Source organism: Peribacillus simplex (assembly GCF_030123325.1).
Classification (GTDB): domain Bacteria; phylum Bacillota; class Bacilli; order Bacillales; family DSM-1321; genus Peribacillus; species Peribacillus simplex_D.
The window spans coordinates 2,290,296-2,308,232 of the sequence record NZ_CP126106.1 but is presented as its reverse complement, the minus strand read 5'-3'; the positions used below and the strand labels follow the sequence as shown (position 1 = coordinate 2,308,232).

Here is a 17,937-nt window from a genome sequence, read left to right as displayed (position 1 = left end):
TCCATTTAGTTACTGCCATGTTGGTTGGTATAAGTCCTTAATTCACAATACACATCCGCATATTATGATAATCATTATGATCATGCATGTTTTGTGATCAATGCCGAAATGGCTTCTTTTGGCTGGAAGCCAATAGCTTGATCTACCTTTTCTCCATCTTTGAATAGAATTAGAGCTGGAATTCCCATCACTCCATATTCGCTTGTCGTATCTGAATTTTCGTCCACATTAAGTTTTACGATCTTAACCCGATCACCCATTTCCATAGCAATTTCATTAAGCACTGGAGCAATCATTTTACACGGACCGCACCACGGTGCCCAAAAATCAACCAATACTAAACCTTCCTTGATTTCACTAGCAAAATTTTCATCTGTTACATGTTTTATCGTCATGATCATTTCCTCCTTGTATTATCCGAAATATTTATGGTCTTTACTCATCATCTATTTAAATCATGTTTAGCGATTCTATTTCCCGGGATAAGAAACTCTGATTTCCTCGAATTTATTTTCGGATGGATTTTGATGGATTCCAATTTACCGGATAACTCCATAAACCATGTTTCATCTTTAGAAAGTAACGCTAAATCAATTAAGGCCAAAAGATGATTTTCGTTACTGATTTCTAGATCCGGCAGTTTTTCAGTCCATTTACTCGGAATCCAAATCGATTTCCCAACCGCTTTTTCATTGTCACTTTCCACCACATTCACTTTAACGATTTCTCGATTATCACTTACCGTTTCAATGAAACCATGGATAAGTTCCCCATCTCTTGATTTTCCCTGTACCCAATCCCCATTTTTGAACTGAATGTTTTCGACCATTTCCTTTACACCCCTTTTATGTTCATTTGATATTTAAACTATAGTTATTAACTGTAATAATAAAATATACATTTAGTGCAAAGAAAAAACTAAATCAATATCACGGACATTGTTTAATTTTTTCCAAAAAAGTGCTGAGAGTTATATCTTCTAAATATTTTTCAAAATATAATTCAGCTTCATCGAATATTTGATTCATGACTATCTGGGTATTGGAAGATATGACACATTTTTTCTCCGGATCACCTGTACACCACTTCGGTTTCAAGGTCCCATGTGAAACGGTTATATAAATATCTGCCAAACTTACCTCTTCGGGGTTACAGTCTAGAATATAGCCTCCGCCAACACCTTCTTTAGTTTTAACAAATCCTTTTTTTCTTAAGCAGCTCATCATTTTCCGAATCCTTGCCGAATTTGTACAAACATTTTCTGCGATAGACTCACTGCTTGCCATATGATCTGGTAGATAAGCTAAATAGACCAAACTATGCACAGCTATGGTAAAATCACTATTCACTTTCGCATCCTCCTCAAGAAGATTACTGTAATAATAATATTTACAGTTGATGAAGTCAAGCCAAAAACTCAACAGCTTCCACAACTGTGTTGATTAATTTATTATTGTAATGAAATCCCCCTACACACAGGATAGAAGGAATGATTTTCAGAGGGATATCTCATTGTTTGAGTAAAATTCCATGCTGTATATGCCGATATTAGATTAACCTATATGGCTCACTTTTATGAGGATGATAATAACCTTTTGAAACCATATAACCCAAAAGAAGTTAAATAACCTTATACCAACATTTCAGATGATATGATCGTAAAAGTTACAACTTCAGCGATTTGAGCTTGTTTCATCAAAGTTTCCAAATAAACCAACGGATTATGTTATTTGCCACAAGCCAATGGGGGCTGTGGTGTAAAAAATCCTATATAAAAAATAAGCACCCGACCAAATTCAGGTTAATTGCTTTTCTATTTATAAAGTTCATTCAAATCGAAAACACCTATTACTTTGTTGTTTACCTCTAATCAATTTTATATATTAACAACTCTTTATTGGTTAGTGCTTAAATAAAAAGATTAATAGAAAAGAGATTATTTTTTACATTTACATTTAGATTTCCATTTGAATTTAGATTCCCATTTGTTGTCTTTAAATTTACTTTTGTGTTCAAATTTATGTTCACATATAGGAAACCACACTTTACAAGTATCCTCAAAGCATTTTTTCACAAAATCATTTATCATTCTAACACCCTCCTTAATACTTTATATGCATCTTTTGATAGAAGGTGTGGACAAGTATTTTTTTAGTTTGCGTGTTTATTTTTCAAAATAAGAAAGCCCTCCCATAGAACGAGGACTTACCTTACAATTCCAAAACAAAAACCACCATTACTGAATCATTCATTCAGAAAAAGTGGCTTAAGAAACAAAAATGAAAGATAAACCAAAATTTTATATAAAATCGGTGGAAGAATTCAATCTAAAAGAATCAACCATTTCGATATTATATAAAATTTTGCATCCAATCTTCCAAGAACATTGATATATCAAGGTTGCTATCTTATTTTGTTTGTTGTTTATTCATGGCGCTCAACATTTGATTAATTTTCTTTTGGGATGGTTTCATACCCATTTGCATCATCATCATTTTCAACATCTGTTCGTTAATTGGCGGATTTTTCTTTAAGTAATCCATCATGTATTTACGAGCGATGAAAAATCCCAGCACTACTCCAGCAATCAATGCCAGTACGCCAACTAGAATGTAAACCCACATACTATTTCCTCCTTCATGTTGTCTAACATCAGTGTACTAGACCAAAGGTTATTATACAATACCCGCTGCCGAAAAGTCCCCCATTTAGACAAATTTTCTTTCTTTTATCGGTTTTAACCAACCGTATTTTTCATGTTCAAAATCAATGGCCAGGAAACTCGCTTCATATTTTCGAATACTTTCAAAGAAAGCGGTCTCCGCTTCATAATCTCCTTCAGCTTTAAGCGTAATGGACTCATTTTGAATGATTAATACGGCTTTACTTGTTCCGTTTGTTTTTTCTAAATAGTATTTTCCATTTTGAGTCCAATAATTCATCTTTTTTTGCAAACGTTGTTCAATAGCTACCTGCAACTGATTAATCGGGACTGTTTTGGTGACGTATTCGATTTGTTTTTGCAAAATACTCTTCAGTCTGCCCCTTGCTTGAATATACTCCAAAAACAAATTGAAAAATAGCTTTTCTCTTCCATAATAATGATGGGCAAATTCATCTTCGATTAAATAAATTTGATAGGTTCTCATCAGCCAATGCCTCCTAGCTCTCCTATTTTGGTCACAAAACATCTAACCACCAGGACCCTCTCCACTATTTTCCACTATTGATGACTTTCCCCTTTAACTGACACATTTAAACGAAATTTATTTATTCTCATTATATATTGACAAACTAAAAAGATATGTTGTTTGCTGGAGAAATTTTCTTCTTTTTTTGTCGAATGGAAGTTTTCCTTTCGAATAGGAATACATTCAATATAAAATAAGATTGTTTTTGGTAAAAAAACTGACACCAATCCAGTTGGTGTCAGTTCCCCATTACTATTATTTAAGCATATCCTTAACTCGAGCAACTACATTTTCTACAGTGAAACCGAATTCCTTCATGATTTTACCGCCTGGTGCAGAAGCTCCAAAATGATTGATGGCCAATATTTCACCCTCATCACCTGCATAACGATCCCAGCCAAATGGTGAAGCCACTTCGATAGCTAGACGTTTTTTCACTGCCGGATTGATTACGCTTTGTTTATATTCTTTAGATTGAGTTTCAAAACGATCCCATGATGGCATGCTGATTACCGAAACATCAATTCCTTCGTTCGCTAAAGCTTTCTGTGCTTCCACAGCCAAGTTCACTTCGGATCCTGTCGCAAGAAGTAATGCATCGGCTACTTCTTTCTTAGAAGCAGAGATGATGTAAGCACCTTTTGAAACACCTTCATACGCAGTTTCGGAAGTGTCTTTTATTGTTGGCAATCCTTGACGAGTCAGTACAAGAGCAGTTGGTTTATTTGTAGACTCCATTGCCACTTTCCAGGCTGCTGCCGTTTCATTGCCATCAGCTGGACGAATTACCCCTAGGTTAGGCATTGCGCGCAATGATGCTAATTGTTCGATTGGCTCATGAGTCGGTCCGTCTTCCCCTACAGCAATGCTGTCATGAGTGAAGACATAGTTTACAGGCAGTCCCATTAGTGCTGCCATTCTTATCGCAGGACGTAGATAATCAGAGAATACAAAGAATGTTCCTCCGTATACTTTTAATCCACCATGAAGCGCCATTCCATTTAAAGCCGCACCCATAGCGAATTCACGTACACCGAACCATATATTACGGCCACTGTAATTACCAGGTAATAGATCTGTCTCACCTTTGATGGCGGTATTATTAGATCCGGCTAAATCCGCAGAACCCCCGATGAAGCTAGGTACCTTTTTGGCAATCGCATTTAGTACTTCCCCACTTGAAGCACGGGAAGCTAATGTCTTACCTTCTTCATAGACTGGAATTTCCTGATCCCATTCAGCAGGCAGTTCACCTTTGATGGCAAGCTCCAATTGCTCTGCTAACTCAGGATGTGCTTCTTTGTAATTTTTAAACAATTCATTCCAAGCTTCTTCTTTTTGAGAGCCTGCATCAACAACAGCTTCATTGAAATGTGAATACACTTCTTCCGGAACATGGAAGTCCTCTTCGAATGTCCATTTATATGCTTCTTTTGTCAATTTCAGCTCATCTGCACCAAGCGGAGCGCCGTGAACAGCGGATTTACCTGAACGGTTTGGTGAACCGTAACCAATAACCGTCTTCACTTCGATTAATGTTGGGCGTGCATCGTCGGTTTTCGCTTCTTCAATCGCTTTAGCAATTTCCTGAAGATCGTTCCCATCCTCAACGCGGATATATTGCCATCCATAAGATTTGAACCGGTCTGCCACGCTTTCACTAAATGATTGACTTAAGTCTCCATCAAGGGAAATATCATTAGAATCATATAAAACAACAAGTCTTCCTAGTTGTAGATGTCCAGCTAATGAAGCGGCTTCTGCAGAAACACCCTCCATTAAATCCCCATCTCCACAAATGCTATATGTATAATGATCGACAACATTATAAGAATCGCGGTTATAGCTTTCTGCCAAGTGGCGTTCTGCCATTGCCATTCCTACTGCCATTGCGATCCCTTGTCCAAGCGGCCCAGTAGTAGCATCTACACCAGCCGTATGACCGAATTCAGGATGTCCTGGAGTTTTACTGCCCCATTGGCGGAAGCTTTTCAAATCATCGATAGATAAGCCATAGCCCGATAAATGAAGAAGGCTGTATAACAGCATAGACCCATGACCAGCTGAAAGAACAAAGCGGTCTCTATTAAACCAATCTGGATTTTTCGGGTTATGGTTCATATATTCGGTCCATAGTTTATACGCCATAGGCGCTGCACCCATCGGCATACCTGGATGGCCAGAATTAGCCTTTTCAATTGCATCAATCGATAATGTACGAATCGTATTAATAGAAAGTGCATCTAATTTATCTAACATATCGTAAAAACATCCCTTCCTGTAATGTACCTCTTTATATTATAGTGACAAGGCTAATATCACAACTAAAATCACTATTTACTACACCAATATTGTAATTTTCCAGAAATAAGAGAAGTCCCCTATTTAGATTAAACTAAATAGGAGAATACATACATGAATGCACTCTCTTTTTACTCCTAAACGCTAATAGAATCCTCAAATGGCATGTTCCATCATAAGAATCCAAGCATTATTAATGTAAGTTTCTTTTTTCTTTTATATTTTTAATCTTTTGAGGAGTGACGTCATTACCTTCTGGATCCACGACTTTCACATGCTCCAACGTATTGGTCATGGACTTTCTGAATGTTTCCAAATACTCACTTCTCAATTGGGTTTGCTCTTTCGCCTCAACTTCCGTCAAACCTTCAGCCTTTGCCTTTTTAGAAAGTTCATTAATACGGGCTAATTTTTCTTTTGATAACATAATTTCGCTCCTTCTTAATCTGCGGATATTGTCATGGTATTAAAAAAATAGCGAAATTACAAGTTCTATGATTGACTTTCCAGTGTATTCAGTTGATGTTCGAGAAAACGCCTGTTCACAGTAGCCTTAGATACATTGTATCCAAAGCCCCTTAAAGTTGCTGCGATCTCTGCAAATGTCAATCCATTGGCCCGGAGTTTAATAATTTCTTCTATAGGAATCTCCTTACGGTCCCTTCCAGTGGAATTCCTTTGATTCTGAAGATTTTCTTGAGGACGATACCCTTTTTCAACGGCCCTTATCATCCCGCGTTTTATTTTAAGATTATGTAGTTTCCTTTGATATTCTTCTACAATTCCGACTATCTGGATGACCATCGCATCCGAATCCGATAGCTCAAGTTCCCCATCGTGTGAGAGTGTATAAATTTTCACATCTTCTTTAAGGATGACATGGAAAAGGGCTATTTTGGCATTTCCTCTTCCCAATCTTGTTTCGTCCTGGATTAATAGTGCTTCAGCTTCCTTGGTTTTAAATAATTCGAGCATGTCAAAAATGCCATCCCTATTCAACTCATAACCACTTGCCTGTTCTTTTATTATGGAAATGACTTCGACATCCATCTTTTCTGCCAATTTGACTAATTCATCTTCCTGCCTTGCCAATGATGTTTCCTGTGACTCTTTTTCTGTGCTGACCCTACAATAGATTACCGCTTTCATAATACCCTACCTTCACTGCTTACTGCTCACTGGCCAAATTCTGGACAAGTTCTTCCCCTTTAACCGGTATGACGATGACTTGACCAGGTTTAATCGAATCCGCCCTTACTCCATTATGCTCTTCTATCCAACCAATGAATTCTTTTTTTGTCAAATTTGCTTCTTCATATTCTTCGGCAATTCCCCATAGGGTGTCACCTTCACTTACTTCTATAGAAAGGAAATCATTTTTTTGATCATTGTTCAATGTACAAGAGAATAAAATTGAAAAGATGAATACTGATCCCGCTAATAGAATCGTATAAATATAATTTTTGTATAATTTTTTCATAAATATCCCTCCAAAGCGAATGTTCGTTCGTATGTTATAATCAAATTATAATACGAACGTTTGTTTCAGTCAACAACAAAATTCGAACTTATGTTTGTATAGAGTTGGGGGCCATGCTATAATATAGCAAAGAACATTGGGGAAGAGGTGCACAAATGACTAAACTATCAAAACGGCAGCAAGATATTCTTGATTTCATTAAAGAAGAGGTTCGCCAAAAAGGGTATCCACCTTCCGTACGGGAAATTGGCGAAGCAGTGGGACTTGCATCAAGTTCAACAGTTCACGGACATTTATCCCGCCTGGAAAGTAAAGGCCTGATTAGACGTGACCCAACCAAGCCAAGGGCCATTGAAATAATGAATTCGGAGGAAGCGAGCAATATTCCCAAAGCCAGTGTCGTGAACGTGCCGTTACTTGGAAAAGTAACAGCGGGCATGCCCATAACGGCAATCGAGAACATAGAAGAATACTTTCCGCTTCCCGAAAGCATGGTTCCGCATGATGACCATGTATTCATGCTGGAAATCATGGGTGAAAGTATGATCGAAGCTGGAATTCATGATGGAGACTATGTCATCGTGAAACAACAAAGCAATGCCAATAATGGGGATATCGTCGTGGCCATGACGGAAGATGATGAAGCCACTGTAAAACGATTCTTTAAGGAACCGGATTACATAAGGCTTCAGCCTGAGAACTCAAATATGGAACCGATTATTTTACGAGATGTTTCGATACTTGGAAAAGTAATAGGCTTATATAGACAAATACACTAAAAGCGCTAACCGCGCTTTTTTTGTTTGTTTAATTTATGTCCCTAATTCTCTCAATATGCATATGGTAGAGTAGATTTTGGTATTTTTTTAATAGAATTTATTTTCATGGGAATATTACATCTTTTATCTCGGACCTATTGGTCACTATCCCTCTTGATATAAATACTTTGGAAGAAGCTCATTCAAATAAAAATGAGAGCGTTAAAATACCGCTCCCAGTTAAAATTCATTTCACTCTTAATCTTTGGTTCACTTTAATAAGGTTAGGATCGACCAAGCCATTCCACTGTTGAATCTGCACTTGTGTTGAACCATATGCTTTTGCAAGCGCAGAGACGGAGTCCCCTTTTTTGACAATATGATAAACCTCCTCGTTGCTTGCATCATATTTAGTTAAAGCGCTTGCTTCGATAAGGTTCACCAGTTTTTCGGTATATTTCGGATCCGAGGCATACCCTGCATCGAATATTGCTTTGAGTGCTTTTTTATAATCTTTTTCTCCAATGACAGCTGTATATAGACTTCTATTCCATGAGGTCCCCTTTGCGTATAAGCAAGCTTGTGCAATGACAACAGAAGGTAAAATATTAAATTCCTTTTGAATTTTCTGGGCATAAGGAGCAATTTCCTTAATAAATGTTTCCTTGCTCATTAGAACCTCCCATTAGTAGGTATTATCTTATTTTTTACTGTTTATCTTCATTCATATCGTATTCTTAACCATGAAAAAAGTTACAGCTTGTCCAACAAAAATGATTCCGATATTTCGTATATTATTTTTTCCGAGTTTTATTAAACCATTCCCTCTCCCAACCGGAAAAAGCCGTCAAACCATATAATTATATGGATTGACGGCTTTAAACCGAACTTTGAAAATCTTCAAAACCAGGTTGCATGACCTTTTATTTATTAGTTTTAAATATGAATTTATTTATTATTGTATAAAGCCTTGATAAAAAGTGAAAATTAATTTTGAAAACTATAATTTAAGGTGGTGAAATCATGGACTTCCCAACCATCCATACAAACTTTTGGGATGCAGTAATAGCCATTCCTATCATCATGATTCTTACTCAACTTATTAAGATCATGTTTCATATTCATCCAAAATTCATCCCTTCGATCGCTTTGGGTCTTGGCTTATTCATTTCCATTTTCATCAGTCATCGTCATCATTTGGTTGCAGGGATTTTCATGGGCTGGTTTTATGGATATGCAAGCATTGGCAATTATGCTGCACTTAAAACGGGTATTTTGTCTTATAGAGAAACTGATCAAAAAACAGAATAAACCCCTTGTCTCTCGTTGCCATTCATCTTGTATTGCCAGGAGCACGGCTTGCTTCTATCCCCATGGAACATCCGTTAAATTAATATCTATATTAACAATTACTACCTGAATGTTTCCTTTGTCTATATCACCAACTACCATGTTAACGATATTATTAAACATTACCCACAAAATACCTTTCAAAAGATAAGGATCAATTTGGTGAAAAAGGAGGTTCGGAATGCCCTTATCCCGAACCATGATTTTTAAAAGAAAACTAGGTTATGCTTCATTTTTTTATTTGTTTATATGGATGAAACCCTCACCTGATTTAAGAGATTTACGACGTTCTTGCCGAAAGACTGACTAACCGAGATCCATTAGATGCATGCTTTGATGAGGCTTGGCAGAAAGTCAGTGAAAATGGAGGCGATTTTTCAAACTGAATGCTTTGTTAGAAAGGCTGTTTTCGCATACTTTGTTGCTATTTACCAAATAATGCGGTGTGGTTGATTTCCCCTCCAGATGCTCGCTTTCCACGGGGCGGGCGGTGAGCCTCCTCGGCGTGAACGCCTGTGGGGTCTCACCTGTCCCGCTTCTCCCGCAGGAGTCTCGCACTTCCTCTCCAATCAACCTTAAATCGTTTCGTTTTAAAAACAACAATCTTTATGAAAAGAGCCTTCAGAAAAAACTATAGTCAAACTGACTTTTCTTTGAATTTGATACCTGCTCAACAAGAGAAGGCATTTCACTATTTCTCGATATAGACCGAACGTATCAGCGTCCGGGTTCTTTCAGTGCCATCCACATTTTTTTCCTTGACATCAATTGTTACATTATAAACACCTGACTTAGGTACTTCTGGAAGGGTACCAGTATAATTTTCGGTCTCCAGTACCTTAATTGAGCTTTTCCCATTAATTTCATTACCGGTTTCATCTACTAAATGAACCAAAAATGTTGTGCTGATGGGCGTTTTTTTACCATTCATTGGATTCTTTATTAAAAATTTTGCATCTTTTTGCTTAACTTTTCCGGCCATGCTTAATGTAATGGGATTCTTTTCGTTAAATTGTGCTGTGAACAGGTAAGCGTCTTTTGGTGATTTAGTCTTCATTCGTACTATCCAGTCACCGATTTCGAGCTTGTTCCTATTGAATGATTGGATGGTCGCACCATTAAAAAAGGAAGTTTCATTTTTGGCTGAATCAACCTTTAAGGAAGGTGAATACTTTTTATTGGATGGAGAGATCAATTCAACCTCGACATCATCCGAGGCTGTATATATGGTAATATTACCCGGGGCTGTTTCATTTACATGAAAACTTTGTTCAGTCCAAACATTTTGTTTCAGGACATCACCCAGAACGGTTTGAGCGAGTGCGGTTGTAATGACATCATCTTCAACTCGTTCTTTATAGCTGACATTTAATCCTGGAATACCAGTGGTGGAAGTACTCCTTAAATAGGGTTCAATTCTTGAAAATACAGCTGAACCGATTCGAATATTGTCGTGGTCAAAGTTGGGATCCGTAAATAAATGTGTTGCGTACGGTATTTTTGTACTCCATACATTTACTAGACCATCATTTTCGCCATAGGAAGATAAATATTGTCCACCCATTGATAAAGCAGAAAGAACCGGGCCTCTGTTCATACCCGCCACTGTGAAATACATGTTTTTACGAGAATTAACATGGTTATCGGTGACAGAACGAAATTCCGCCATTTTACCAACTTGTAAAGAATAAGTTCCATCATCTTTTTGACCTAATAGGGAACCAAGCCAGCCCGCATACCAGCTATAAGCCAAATCAGCAAGGTAAGAACCATGATGAGGGGAAGCTAAAGTGATGACCCTTCCAACATATTGGTGGGCTCCATAGTGTACTAGAGCCGCTTGAGTGTCTGCCCCCCCTTTGCTGTGAGCTATAATATTTACTTTTGCGCCCCCGAAATGGTTACTGATTTCTGAAAGCATTTGGGCTAAAAGCCTTCCATTAGCATATTGGCTCACAGATCCATTTCCAGCTGAATCATGAAGCTGAACAAAAACCGTTTGGTAGCCTGCTTCATACGCTTTGGTATACATATCATTGATCCCATGATATTCCGTTTCACCGTACCAGCTGGTCGAACTGCTGTTTCTCCCTTGAACAAACACGATCGGTGGTTTCTCTTTATCAAGATTGGGGGGAATGCTTCCAAGAAACCAATCCCCTGGGCTGAAAGTTTCGGAGGGCGGCTTCAATTTCCCTGCTGAGGAAATATCCGGCTTAGCCATAATTAATATGGTTAGAATGAGGACAAGAAAAACGACATAATTGAATACATTTCTTTTCAAATGTTATCTCCTCCAATATCCTGTGGTATTTTTTCGAACTCATCCTATTATCAATGCCCCCTTCCCAGGACTTCCATAGCCTTCATTATTATATAATTGTACTTTTGCATACCATTACCTGCCATGTTCATAAAGATGGGAGAAAAAAACTAGAAGAAGTTCATTAAAAATGGAGATAAAGTATGAAGATTCGTTTTCAGTCATTTAGGTATGCAGTCTTTTTCATTTCATGGAGTCGTAATTACGGAGGAAATCGGATTGCTTCAAGTTCACAAAAATGAGAACAAGCCCTTATCCTGCAAAGGATAAGGGCTTGTTCATCCATATTAACTTTTCCTTCGAATTTGCCATTGTCCAATTGCTCCTATTCATGGTGTTTGAAAATCCGTTCTATACATTAATTAAATAAAAATGTTTCACAACAATTGGCTGTCATTCATTGTGATCTCAGTATCAATCGTCCATTTTATATAATATATCAGCATACAGCCCTTTTATTAAGGAACACCCAAGAAGTTTGGATTTTTACTCCTTTAAGTAATTCCTCCTTTTCCTCCTCTCCACGAATGTGCTAACCGCAGCCGCTCCTACTGCAACTTCTAAAGAATCAATTTCCATTTCCACTTTGTTCACCTTCTTTCCATCATTCCTTGAATCTTGTCCCATGGAAGTTAGGATTGCCTTGATTAGACTTTACATACCGAATGGCCACTCTGTTGAATAAACGCTGGTACACTTGGACTTTCAACTACATTTGAAGTGTAGGTGAGGATCAAAAAAAATGATCTCGTCGATTGAGAATCCTACACATTCAGCAAATAAATAAGCCTTATCGATTCGCAAAGGAATCTTATATTTCTCATAGTCAATGTAAGTCCTCTTGGCCATCTTCAGCACTTTAGCCATTTCATCTTGAGTTAATCCTTTATACTTCCTCGCTTGTTTAAGAGTGAACTTAACGTTTGTCATATCTTGTCACCACCTGTCTAAAAAAATAATATCACACTTGAAGTATAGTTTTCAACAATTTTTCGCAAAATTCACGCACTTTAAGTTTACTCACTTTCACTCATAGTGTATATTCAAGTAAGAGGTGAAGAAATATGCACATTGGTGAACGGATTAAAATGTTAAGAAAAGAAAGAAAAATGACACAAGAAGATTTGGCAAATATATTAAAAGTGGCCCCAACGGCAGTATCGGCCTGGGAATCCGGGCGGAATAAACCTTTAATGGATAAATTGAGCATGATGTCCACATGCTTTGAAATACCGCTATCCCACCTCATTGAAGGAGCACCTGTCGTCAGCAATAATCCTGGAATGGAATTCCTAAATGAAAAGAATGTAAGATTAATTGGTATTTACGGAAATATCCCTGCTGGAGATCCTAATTTCACCAATGAATATATTGAAGCCTATATGCCGACATTAAATTCGATGCTAAAATCGAATAAAGAATATTTTTTCCTTAGAGTGAATGGCAATAGCATGAACAAAGAATTCAGAGACGGATCACTGATTCTCGTTGAAAAAACAACCTACGTCGAAAACGGAAAGATTGGTGTGGTTTTAGTAAATGGTCAGGATGCTACAGTCAAAAAAGTGAATATCAATGAAGGGAACATCACACTCACTCCCTGCAGCACGGATCCTTTTTATGAAGAAAAAACCTATAACATCAAAAATGATAGAGTCCGTATTTTAGGAAAAGTGGTTCAAGCCATTAAAATATACGATTAATATCCAACTCGAGGGTTTCTTTACAGAAAAGAAAATAAATGAGTAATGAGCAACAATACATAGTTTCAATTCAGTTATTTGATGATACATTTCAGGTACAAGCCATTATGGTTTGTGCTTTTTAGCTTTTGTTCTTTTTATATGCCATTAAAAAGAATCCATTTAAATTTGTGCCAGCTTTTATGAAAAAGCATAACTTACTTTAGTTAAGAAGTGGAATAACCAGCTTATACAACTCCCGCAGAACCAGTTTTTTAGACCATTTACTGATGAATTAAAAAAACGAAAACTATCGTAATATTGAATCACCTGCACTTATCAATCAGCGATTTAAAATCATATCCGTTTTACCTAGATTATTTATTTCATTGCTTAATTTTATTAGGAAAATATATGCGTCGCAGGCCGAATTTTTATTATTCGATTCACAACCTCATGTAAGAATCTTATAATTGGAGAATTAGCATTTGACTCTGTAGCTCTAGAAGGGAAGAGCGCCGGAAAACATTGTAGCCACCGCATGCAACTTCCTGAATCAGGAAAAGCCCCTCTCTTTTTGAGAAGGGCTTCCTGCGTGGAGTGCTTCTGGAAGTTAATAATAATTTAACCAGTCAATTATTAATTATTCATTTCACCCGCAACTTCTGGTTTACTGTAATTGTGTACTGACTGTCAAGACCGTTCCAATCTTTAATTTGCTGAACCGTACTGCCATAAGCGATGCTTAAGGAGTATACGGTATCCCCACTAACGACAGTGTGGTATACAGCTGTACTTTTCTTTGTAAGATTGAAGCATTTAACTAATCCGTTAACATGTCCGCGAGCCAGTGATTCGATAAAGGATGCCGTTTTCAATTTGGCTGCGTCATTGACATTATCGATAAATCCATTTTCAGTGAGGAGTGCAGGCATGTCCGTTTCACGGAGTACATGTAAATCTCCTGTTTTTTGTCCTCTGTCCTGGATGTTGATAAGCTTCATGATTTCTGAATGAATATAATCTTGATACGTTTTCGTGATCTGGTTAGTGGACGTATAGATGTAATCCTCGTACCCAGTTCCGCCGCCGGCATTAATGTGGATGGAGAGATAAAAGTCAGCTCCCCACGCGTTCGCTGCATTCGTACGATCGTTTAAGGAGGGGTACGAATCTTGGGTCCTGCTCATTTTCACATAAACGTTTTTATATTCTAGTAATAAGATGTCTTTGATTCGAGTTGCAATGGATAAAGTTAAATCCTTTTCTATCAATCCATTCCCCACCGAGCCTGGATCCGTACCTCCATGGCCGGGATCAATAAATACTTTTACCATTTCTATCACCTCTATTAATCTTATGCTATGTATTAACAAATGCTTGTACACATAACTATCGGATTAAAGAAATTTCAAAATAATATAGAATTCTTCATCTCTGCTGCCGTTCCAAAAAAAATACACCCCAAAAGGTGTTTATGGCATATTATATTATGACATTCGCCCAACGACGAGAATTTTTTGAAAAAGCTTTCTTCTATTTTTTCACTTTGGTATCAGGAATCATTGGAGAATAAGCCCTCTATAAACAAAGTGATGGAAGGAGATAGAGAGATTTTAAAAAAGTCAACATTAACATTAATGCTATAAAAAAAAGCTTAGCATTTATTGGTGATGGTTTATTTTATTAATTGCTTCTGCACAATCTTTGATTGAGTCAATCACTATGGTGGGTTCTGATAATTGTGGAAAATGCCCACTTTCTTCAGCGACAATGTGTTTGCTGTTTCTTGACAGTGATAGTAATTCCAATTGGTTCTCAAGTCTTTTTTTTCGAACTTCCTCTGGCATCATTCGATTTTCTTGTCCACCGGTAATTACAAATACAGGTATTTCGGGAAATGTATCAGTTTGTTGGATTTTATTTACAGTTTTTTCCACAAAATCAACTTCATTGAATCGTTTATGTGAAGACAAGGAATCAAACATCTTGAACATCTTATTAATGGTTTTTACTGCCTTGCCTTGATATTCATTAAGGCTAATATCTTTCGTGGTACTGGATTCTAAAAAAACAATTCCCGCTACTTCTTTTGGGTAAAGTCGGGAATATAAATTAGCATATAAGCCGCCTAGGGAATGTCCCACCAATAAATATGGAGGTTCAAATCCCACGATTGTTAATGCTTCTCGTAAAGTGTTAACAATATTTATCCCGTCTTGGATTTCCTTCGGTTTATCGCTGCCAGCAACACCAAAACGATTATAGGAAAATACTGATGAAGTTTCCGAAATAGCCGGCAGGATTTTCATCCAACCCTCTATCGGCCCAGAGCCACCGTTAATTAAAACTATATTTGGTTTGCCGTTTCCACTAATATTATATTGTAACGTCCCTTTTGGTGTATCCACTTTATATTTTTCAATTTTCAATGCCAGCACACCTCACTTGTTTAAATTACTTTACGTGTGTAACAAGTTATTGGTTTCATTTATTGAGATTGCAGTCAAATATGGGGCTTTTGAATTTTTCATGAATGTTATAGGAAAATGTGAAGTTAAATTCCTTAAATTGAACGGGATTAAGGAGATGTCATATGATGAACGAATATGATAAGTTTGAACGATTGGTTCAAAAGTTAGATCAAGGAAACAAGCTAATTCGTGCATGGAAATTAAAAGGCGGAATTTCTGCACAGGTGACAGGACTTGAAATATTGCAACCGTCAGGGCGAATCATAAAAATGATCGTTCGTCAGCATGGTGATAATGACTTGAAACGGAATCCAAATATTGCAGCAGATGAACACAAGCTCTTAGGGATATTGAAAGCTGCCGGTTTGCCTGTACCGATGCCTTATTACTTCGAGCAATCCTGCGAGATATTTTCCAAGCCAAGCATACTTATCGAGTTTATTGGGGGTAAGTCGGAATTCACCCCTTCAAATCTTAATGATCATATCTTACAATTGGCAATCAATCTGGCAAAAATCCATCGTGTTGATTGTGCAAATTTTTCTTTATCATTCCTTCCTAAACTAGAAAATACATATGTAGAGATGTTAAATAATAAAAATAAGGTAATCCTGGATGAAACATTAAATCTGAGCTTGATTAGAGATTTGTTAAAATCTTCCTTGCCATTACCCTCCATGAATAGAGAAGTGATCCTTCATGGTGATTATTGGCCAGGAAATATATTATGGAAAGACGATAAACTAGTTTCAATAATTGATTGGGAAGACTCAGGCTTAGGGGACCCTTTGGCTGACCTCGCCAATAGTCAACTCGAAATTTCATATCATTTTGGAATGCAAGCGATGGATCACTTCACAAATCAATATAAATCCATGATGCCGGAGGTGAATTTTACAAACTTACCCTTCTGGCAATTATTTGCCGCGTTACGGTTATCTACATTTCCTGAATGGGGTTTGGAAAAACGCAAGGAAAATAGCTGGAGGAAAAGACACAAGTCATTTGTTCGTCAAGCAATTAACCAAATTCGTTTAAATTAATGATCATTCAATTTTTTAAAAATGAGTGAAAGATCTGATATGCCCATGAACTTTTGATAAAGGCATTTATACCAGTCCCTTTATCAATTTTTTTCATAAACTAACAATGACTCTCAAAAAAATCCAGGAGGTGTTTAAATGTATAATAAGCCCTGGAGGCATAGGAAAGGCGGTCAATGTCCACCACAATATTGCCCGCATCACAGAATGCCTACTCAGTATAATCCACCTCAAATCTCCCCAACAAAGCAAAATGTTAAAACTAATGTCATTAACACTGTGATTCCAGTTTTTCACCCGACACATACAACTACCGTGAATAAACACTTCAACACATTTATACCCCATACCCGAAGTATTGTAAAAGAGTGTTATAGCCAAAGCTTTGTTTGTGGAGTTCCTCAACCCCCCAGTTATTCGAGGAGAATGTTAAGATATTAATTAAAAAACCCCAATTAGGGGTTTTTATTCATTCCTTCAACCTTTGAAAATGGACATTCAAAGGATTACAACTGTCTAAACGCGAACTCCCTATACTTTTTAAAGTTTTGTTTCTTATAAAACTCTTTTGCCGCTATGTTTTCAAACCAATAATCCAGTTCAATTAAATCTATATCATTCTTTTTGGCAATTTCATAGACCTCATTCATTAGTTTTTTACCGTAACCTTTTTGGGTTTGATTTTCATTGATACTAAGCTGATGTACATATACTGATTTATACTCATTTTTAAAAGCGCTTTCTGGATAGGTTTTAATTTCAATCCATGCGTAACCGATCGGTTCTTCTAGTTCTTTTAAAACGAGAAAAACAAAACTGTTATTTTCAACCAGATTTTTGAAAGTTTCTTTCATGGCACTATAATCATATTCCTTAAAATACTTAGGATATAGTTTTGCATGCAAATTGTGAACATTTCGATTTAGTTTTGCAATTACTTCATGATCCCTGGTTTGACAAACATACATGATTATCCCCCTATCATATCCTTTGAATTTCCATATACCAGCAATGTCTTCATTCAAAAGTACAATCATTTATAAAGCCAGTCAATAGCCGTAAAAAAGAATCCCATTCCTAAAGACACAGGCAAAGTTCTTTTTTCATTCTGAGTAAAAAAAAGACGCGACTCAACAGTTGCAACATACTAATAAATAAGTGGAAAATATCATTTGGATATTAGTAACAATCGTGCCAGTATTACCAAAGACTTTTTGTTTAGCTTATGATTTACTGGTCGTTAGTAGAAGAAGTAGTAAAAAGGGATTTTCAATTGGAAGATCCCTTTTTACATGCCGATAACATCTGATTATATTAACTAGTTTTGAAGTGTAT

The 17,937-nt window shown here is 36.9% G+C and carries 20 protein-coding genes; 5 read left to right on the top strand and 15 right to left on the bottom strand.

Going from position 1 to position 17,937, the window contains the following annotated elements; genetic code table 11:
- Positions 1-80: 80 nt before the first annotated feature.
- From trxA to yneA, 9 genes are all read right to left on the bottom strand, one after another.
- Complete coding sequence (gene trxA, locus QNH43_RS10985; protein WP_283917852.1) at positions 81-395, bottom strand: thioredoxin; 315 nt, start codon at positions 393-395, stop codon at positions 81-83.
- Positions 396-442: 47 nt separating this feature from the next.
- Complete coding sequence (locus QNH43_RS10980; protein WP_283917851.1) at positions 443-829, bottom strand: IDEAL domain-containing protein; 387 nt, start codon at positions 827-829, stop codon at positions 443-445.
- 100 nt (positions 830-929) lie between these two features.
- Complete coding sequence (locus QNH43_RS10975) at positions 930-1,349, bottom strand: RrF2 family transcriptional regulator (RefSeq protein WP_076368844.1); 420 nt, start codon at positions 1,347-1,349, stop codon at positions 930-932.
- 1,059 nt (positions 1,350-2,408) lie between these two features.
- Entirely contained in the window at positions 2,409-2,624 is a 216-nt protein-coding gene (locus QNH43_RS10970) for a YneF family protein (protein WP_076368843.1), read from the bottom strand.
- An 84-nt stretch (positions 2,625-2,708) separates the two neighbouring features.
- On the bottom strand, positions 2,709-3,149 hold the full coding sequence (gene sirA / locus QNH43_RS10965) for a sporulation inhibitor of replication protein SirA (RefSeq protein ID WP_076368842.1): 441 nt from the start codon (positions 3,147-3,149) through the stop codon (positions 2,709-2,711).
- Between the two features lie 297 nt (positions 3,150-3,446).
- A complete protein-coding gene (gene tkt, locus QNH43_RS10960) occupies positions 3,447-5,450 on the bottom strand; it encodes a transketolase (RefSeq protein ID WP_283917850.1) in 2,004 nt (667 codons plus the stop codon).
- A 235-nt stretch (positions 5,451-5,685) separates the two neighbouring features.
- Positions 5,686-5,919, bottom strand: a complete 234-nt coding sequence (locus tag QNH43_RS10955) for a DUF896 domain-containing protein (protein ID WP_076368840.1) — start codon at positions 5,917-5,919, stop codon at positions 5,686-5,688.
- 65 nt (positions 5,920-5,984) lie between these two features.
- Complete coding sequence (locus tag QNH43_RS10950; protein ID WP_283917849.1) at positions 5,985-6,641, bottom strand: YneB family resolvase-like protein; 657 nt, start codon at positions 6,639-6,641, stop codon at positions 5,985-5,987.
- A gap of 19 nt (positions 6,642-6,660) precedes the next feature.
- A complete protein-coding gene (gene yneA / locus QNH43_RS10945; protein ID WP_076368838.1) occupies positions 6,661-6,972 on the bottom strand; it encodes a cell division suppressor protein YneA in 312 nt (103 codons plus the stop codon).
- A gap of 155 nt (positions 6,973-7,127) precedes the next feature.
- Here yneA and lexA point away from each other — a divergent pair, with 155 nt between their 5' ends.
- Positions 7,128-7,751: a transcriptional repressor LexA gene (lexA, locus tag QNH43_RS10940; protein WP_283917848.1), complete on the top strand. Its 624-nt coding sequence runs from the start codon at positions 7,128-7,130 to the stop codon at positions 7,749-7,751.
- Positions 7,752-7,977: 226 nt separating this feature from the next.
- On the opposite strand, the gene QNH43_RS10935 is transcribed toward lexA, so the two are convergent.
- On the bottom strand, positions 7,978-8,403 hold the full coding sequence (locus tag QNH43_RS10935) for a LysM peptidoglycan-binding domain-containing protein (protein WP_283917847.1): 426 nt from the start codon (positions 8,401-8,403) through the stop codon (positions 7,978-7,980).
- A gap of 350 nt (positions 8,404-8,753) precedes the next feature.
- Between QNH43_RS10935 and QNH43_RS10930 the strand changes: the two genes are divergently transcribed.
- On the top strand, positions 8,754-9,041 hold the full coding sequence (locus QNH43_RS10930) for a hypothetical protein (RefSeq protein WP_283917846.1): 288 nt from the start codon (positions 8,754-8,756) through the stop codon (positions 9,039-9,041).
- 730 nt (positions 9,042-9,771) lie between these two features.
- Here the strand turns inward: QNH43_RS10930 and QNH43_RS10925 are convergent.
- Together QNH43_RS10925 and QNH43_RS10920 are read right to left on the bottom strand one after the other, a co-directional pair.
- Complete coding sequence (locus QNH43_RS10925; RefSeq protein ID WP_283918333.1) at positions 9,772-11,304, bottom strand: esterase/lipase family protein; 1,533 nt, start codon at positions 11,302-11,304, stop codon at positions 9,772-9,774.
- An 804-nt stretch (positions 11,305-12,108) separates the two neighbouring features.
- Positions 12,109-12,333 carry a helix-turn-helix transcriptional regulator gene (locus QNH43_RS10920; protein ID WP_283917845.1) on the bottom strand — a complete coding sequence of 75 codons (225 nt, stop codon included), beginning with the start codon at positions 12,331-12,333 and terminating at the stop codon, positions 12,109-12,111.
- A 134-nt stretch (positions 12,334-12,467) separates the two neighbouring features.
- Between QNH43_RS10920 and QNH43_RS10915 the strand changes: the two genes are divergently transcribed.
- Positions 12,468-13,106 (top strand): LexA family protein, encoded by a 639-nt coding sequence (locus QNH43_RS10915; RefSeq protein ID WP_283917844.1) that lies wholly within the window; start codon positions 12,468-12,470, stop codon positions 13,104-13,106.
- A gap of 626 nt (positions 13,107-13,732) precedes the next feature.
- Here the strand turns inward: QNH43_RS10915 and QNH43_RS10910 are convergent.
- Both QNH43_RS10910 and QNH43_RS10905 read right to left on the bottom strand, forming a co-directional pair.
- The gene (locus QNH43_RS10910) at positions 13,733-14,422 is read right to left on the bottom strand and encodes an N-acetylmuramoyl-L-alanine amidase family protein (protein ID WP_283917843.1); all 690 of its coding nucleotides are present in this window, start codon (positions 14,420-14,422) and stop codon (positions 13,733-13,735) included.
- A 327-nt stretch (positions 14,423-14,749) separates the two neighbouring features.
- Positions 14,750-15,526 (bottom strand): alpha/beta fold hydrolase, encoded by a 777-nt coding sequence (locus QNH43_RS10905; RefSeq protein WP_283917842.1) that lies wholly within the window; start codon positions 15,524-15,526, stop codon positions 14,750-14,752.
- 158 nt (positions 15,527-15,684) lie between these two features.
- Between QNH43_RS10905 and QNH43_RS10900 the strand changes: the two genes are divergently transcribed.
- Positions 15,685-16,602 carry an aminoglycoside phosphotransferase family protein gene (locus tag QNH43_RS10900; RefSeq protein WP_283917841.1) on the top strand — a complete coding sequence of 306 codons (918 nt, stop codon included), beginning with the start codon at positions 15,685-15,687 and terminating at the stop codon, positions 16,600-16,602.
- 138 nt (positions 16,603-16,740) lie between these two features.
- A complete protein-coding gene (locus QNH43_RS10895; protein ID WP_349654810.1) occupies positions 16,741-17,043 on the top strand; it encodes a CotD family spore coat protein in 303 nt (100 codons plus the stop codon).
- Positions 17,044-17,108: 65 nt separating this feature from the next.
- Here QNH43_RS10895 and QNH43_RS10890 read toward each other — a convergent pair whose 3' ends face one another.
- On the bottom strand, positions 17,109-17,570 hold the full coding sequence (locus tag QNH43_RS10890; RefSeq protein WP_283917840.1) for a GNAT family N-acetyltransferase: 462 nt from the start codon (positions 17,568-17,570) through the stop codon (positions 17,109-17,111).
- Positions 17,571-17,937 lie beyond the last annotated feature (367 nt).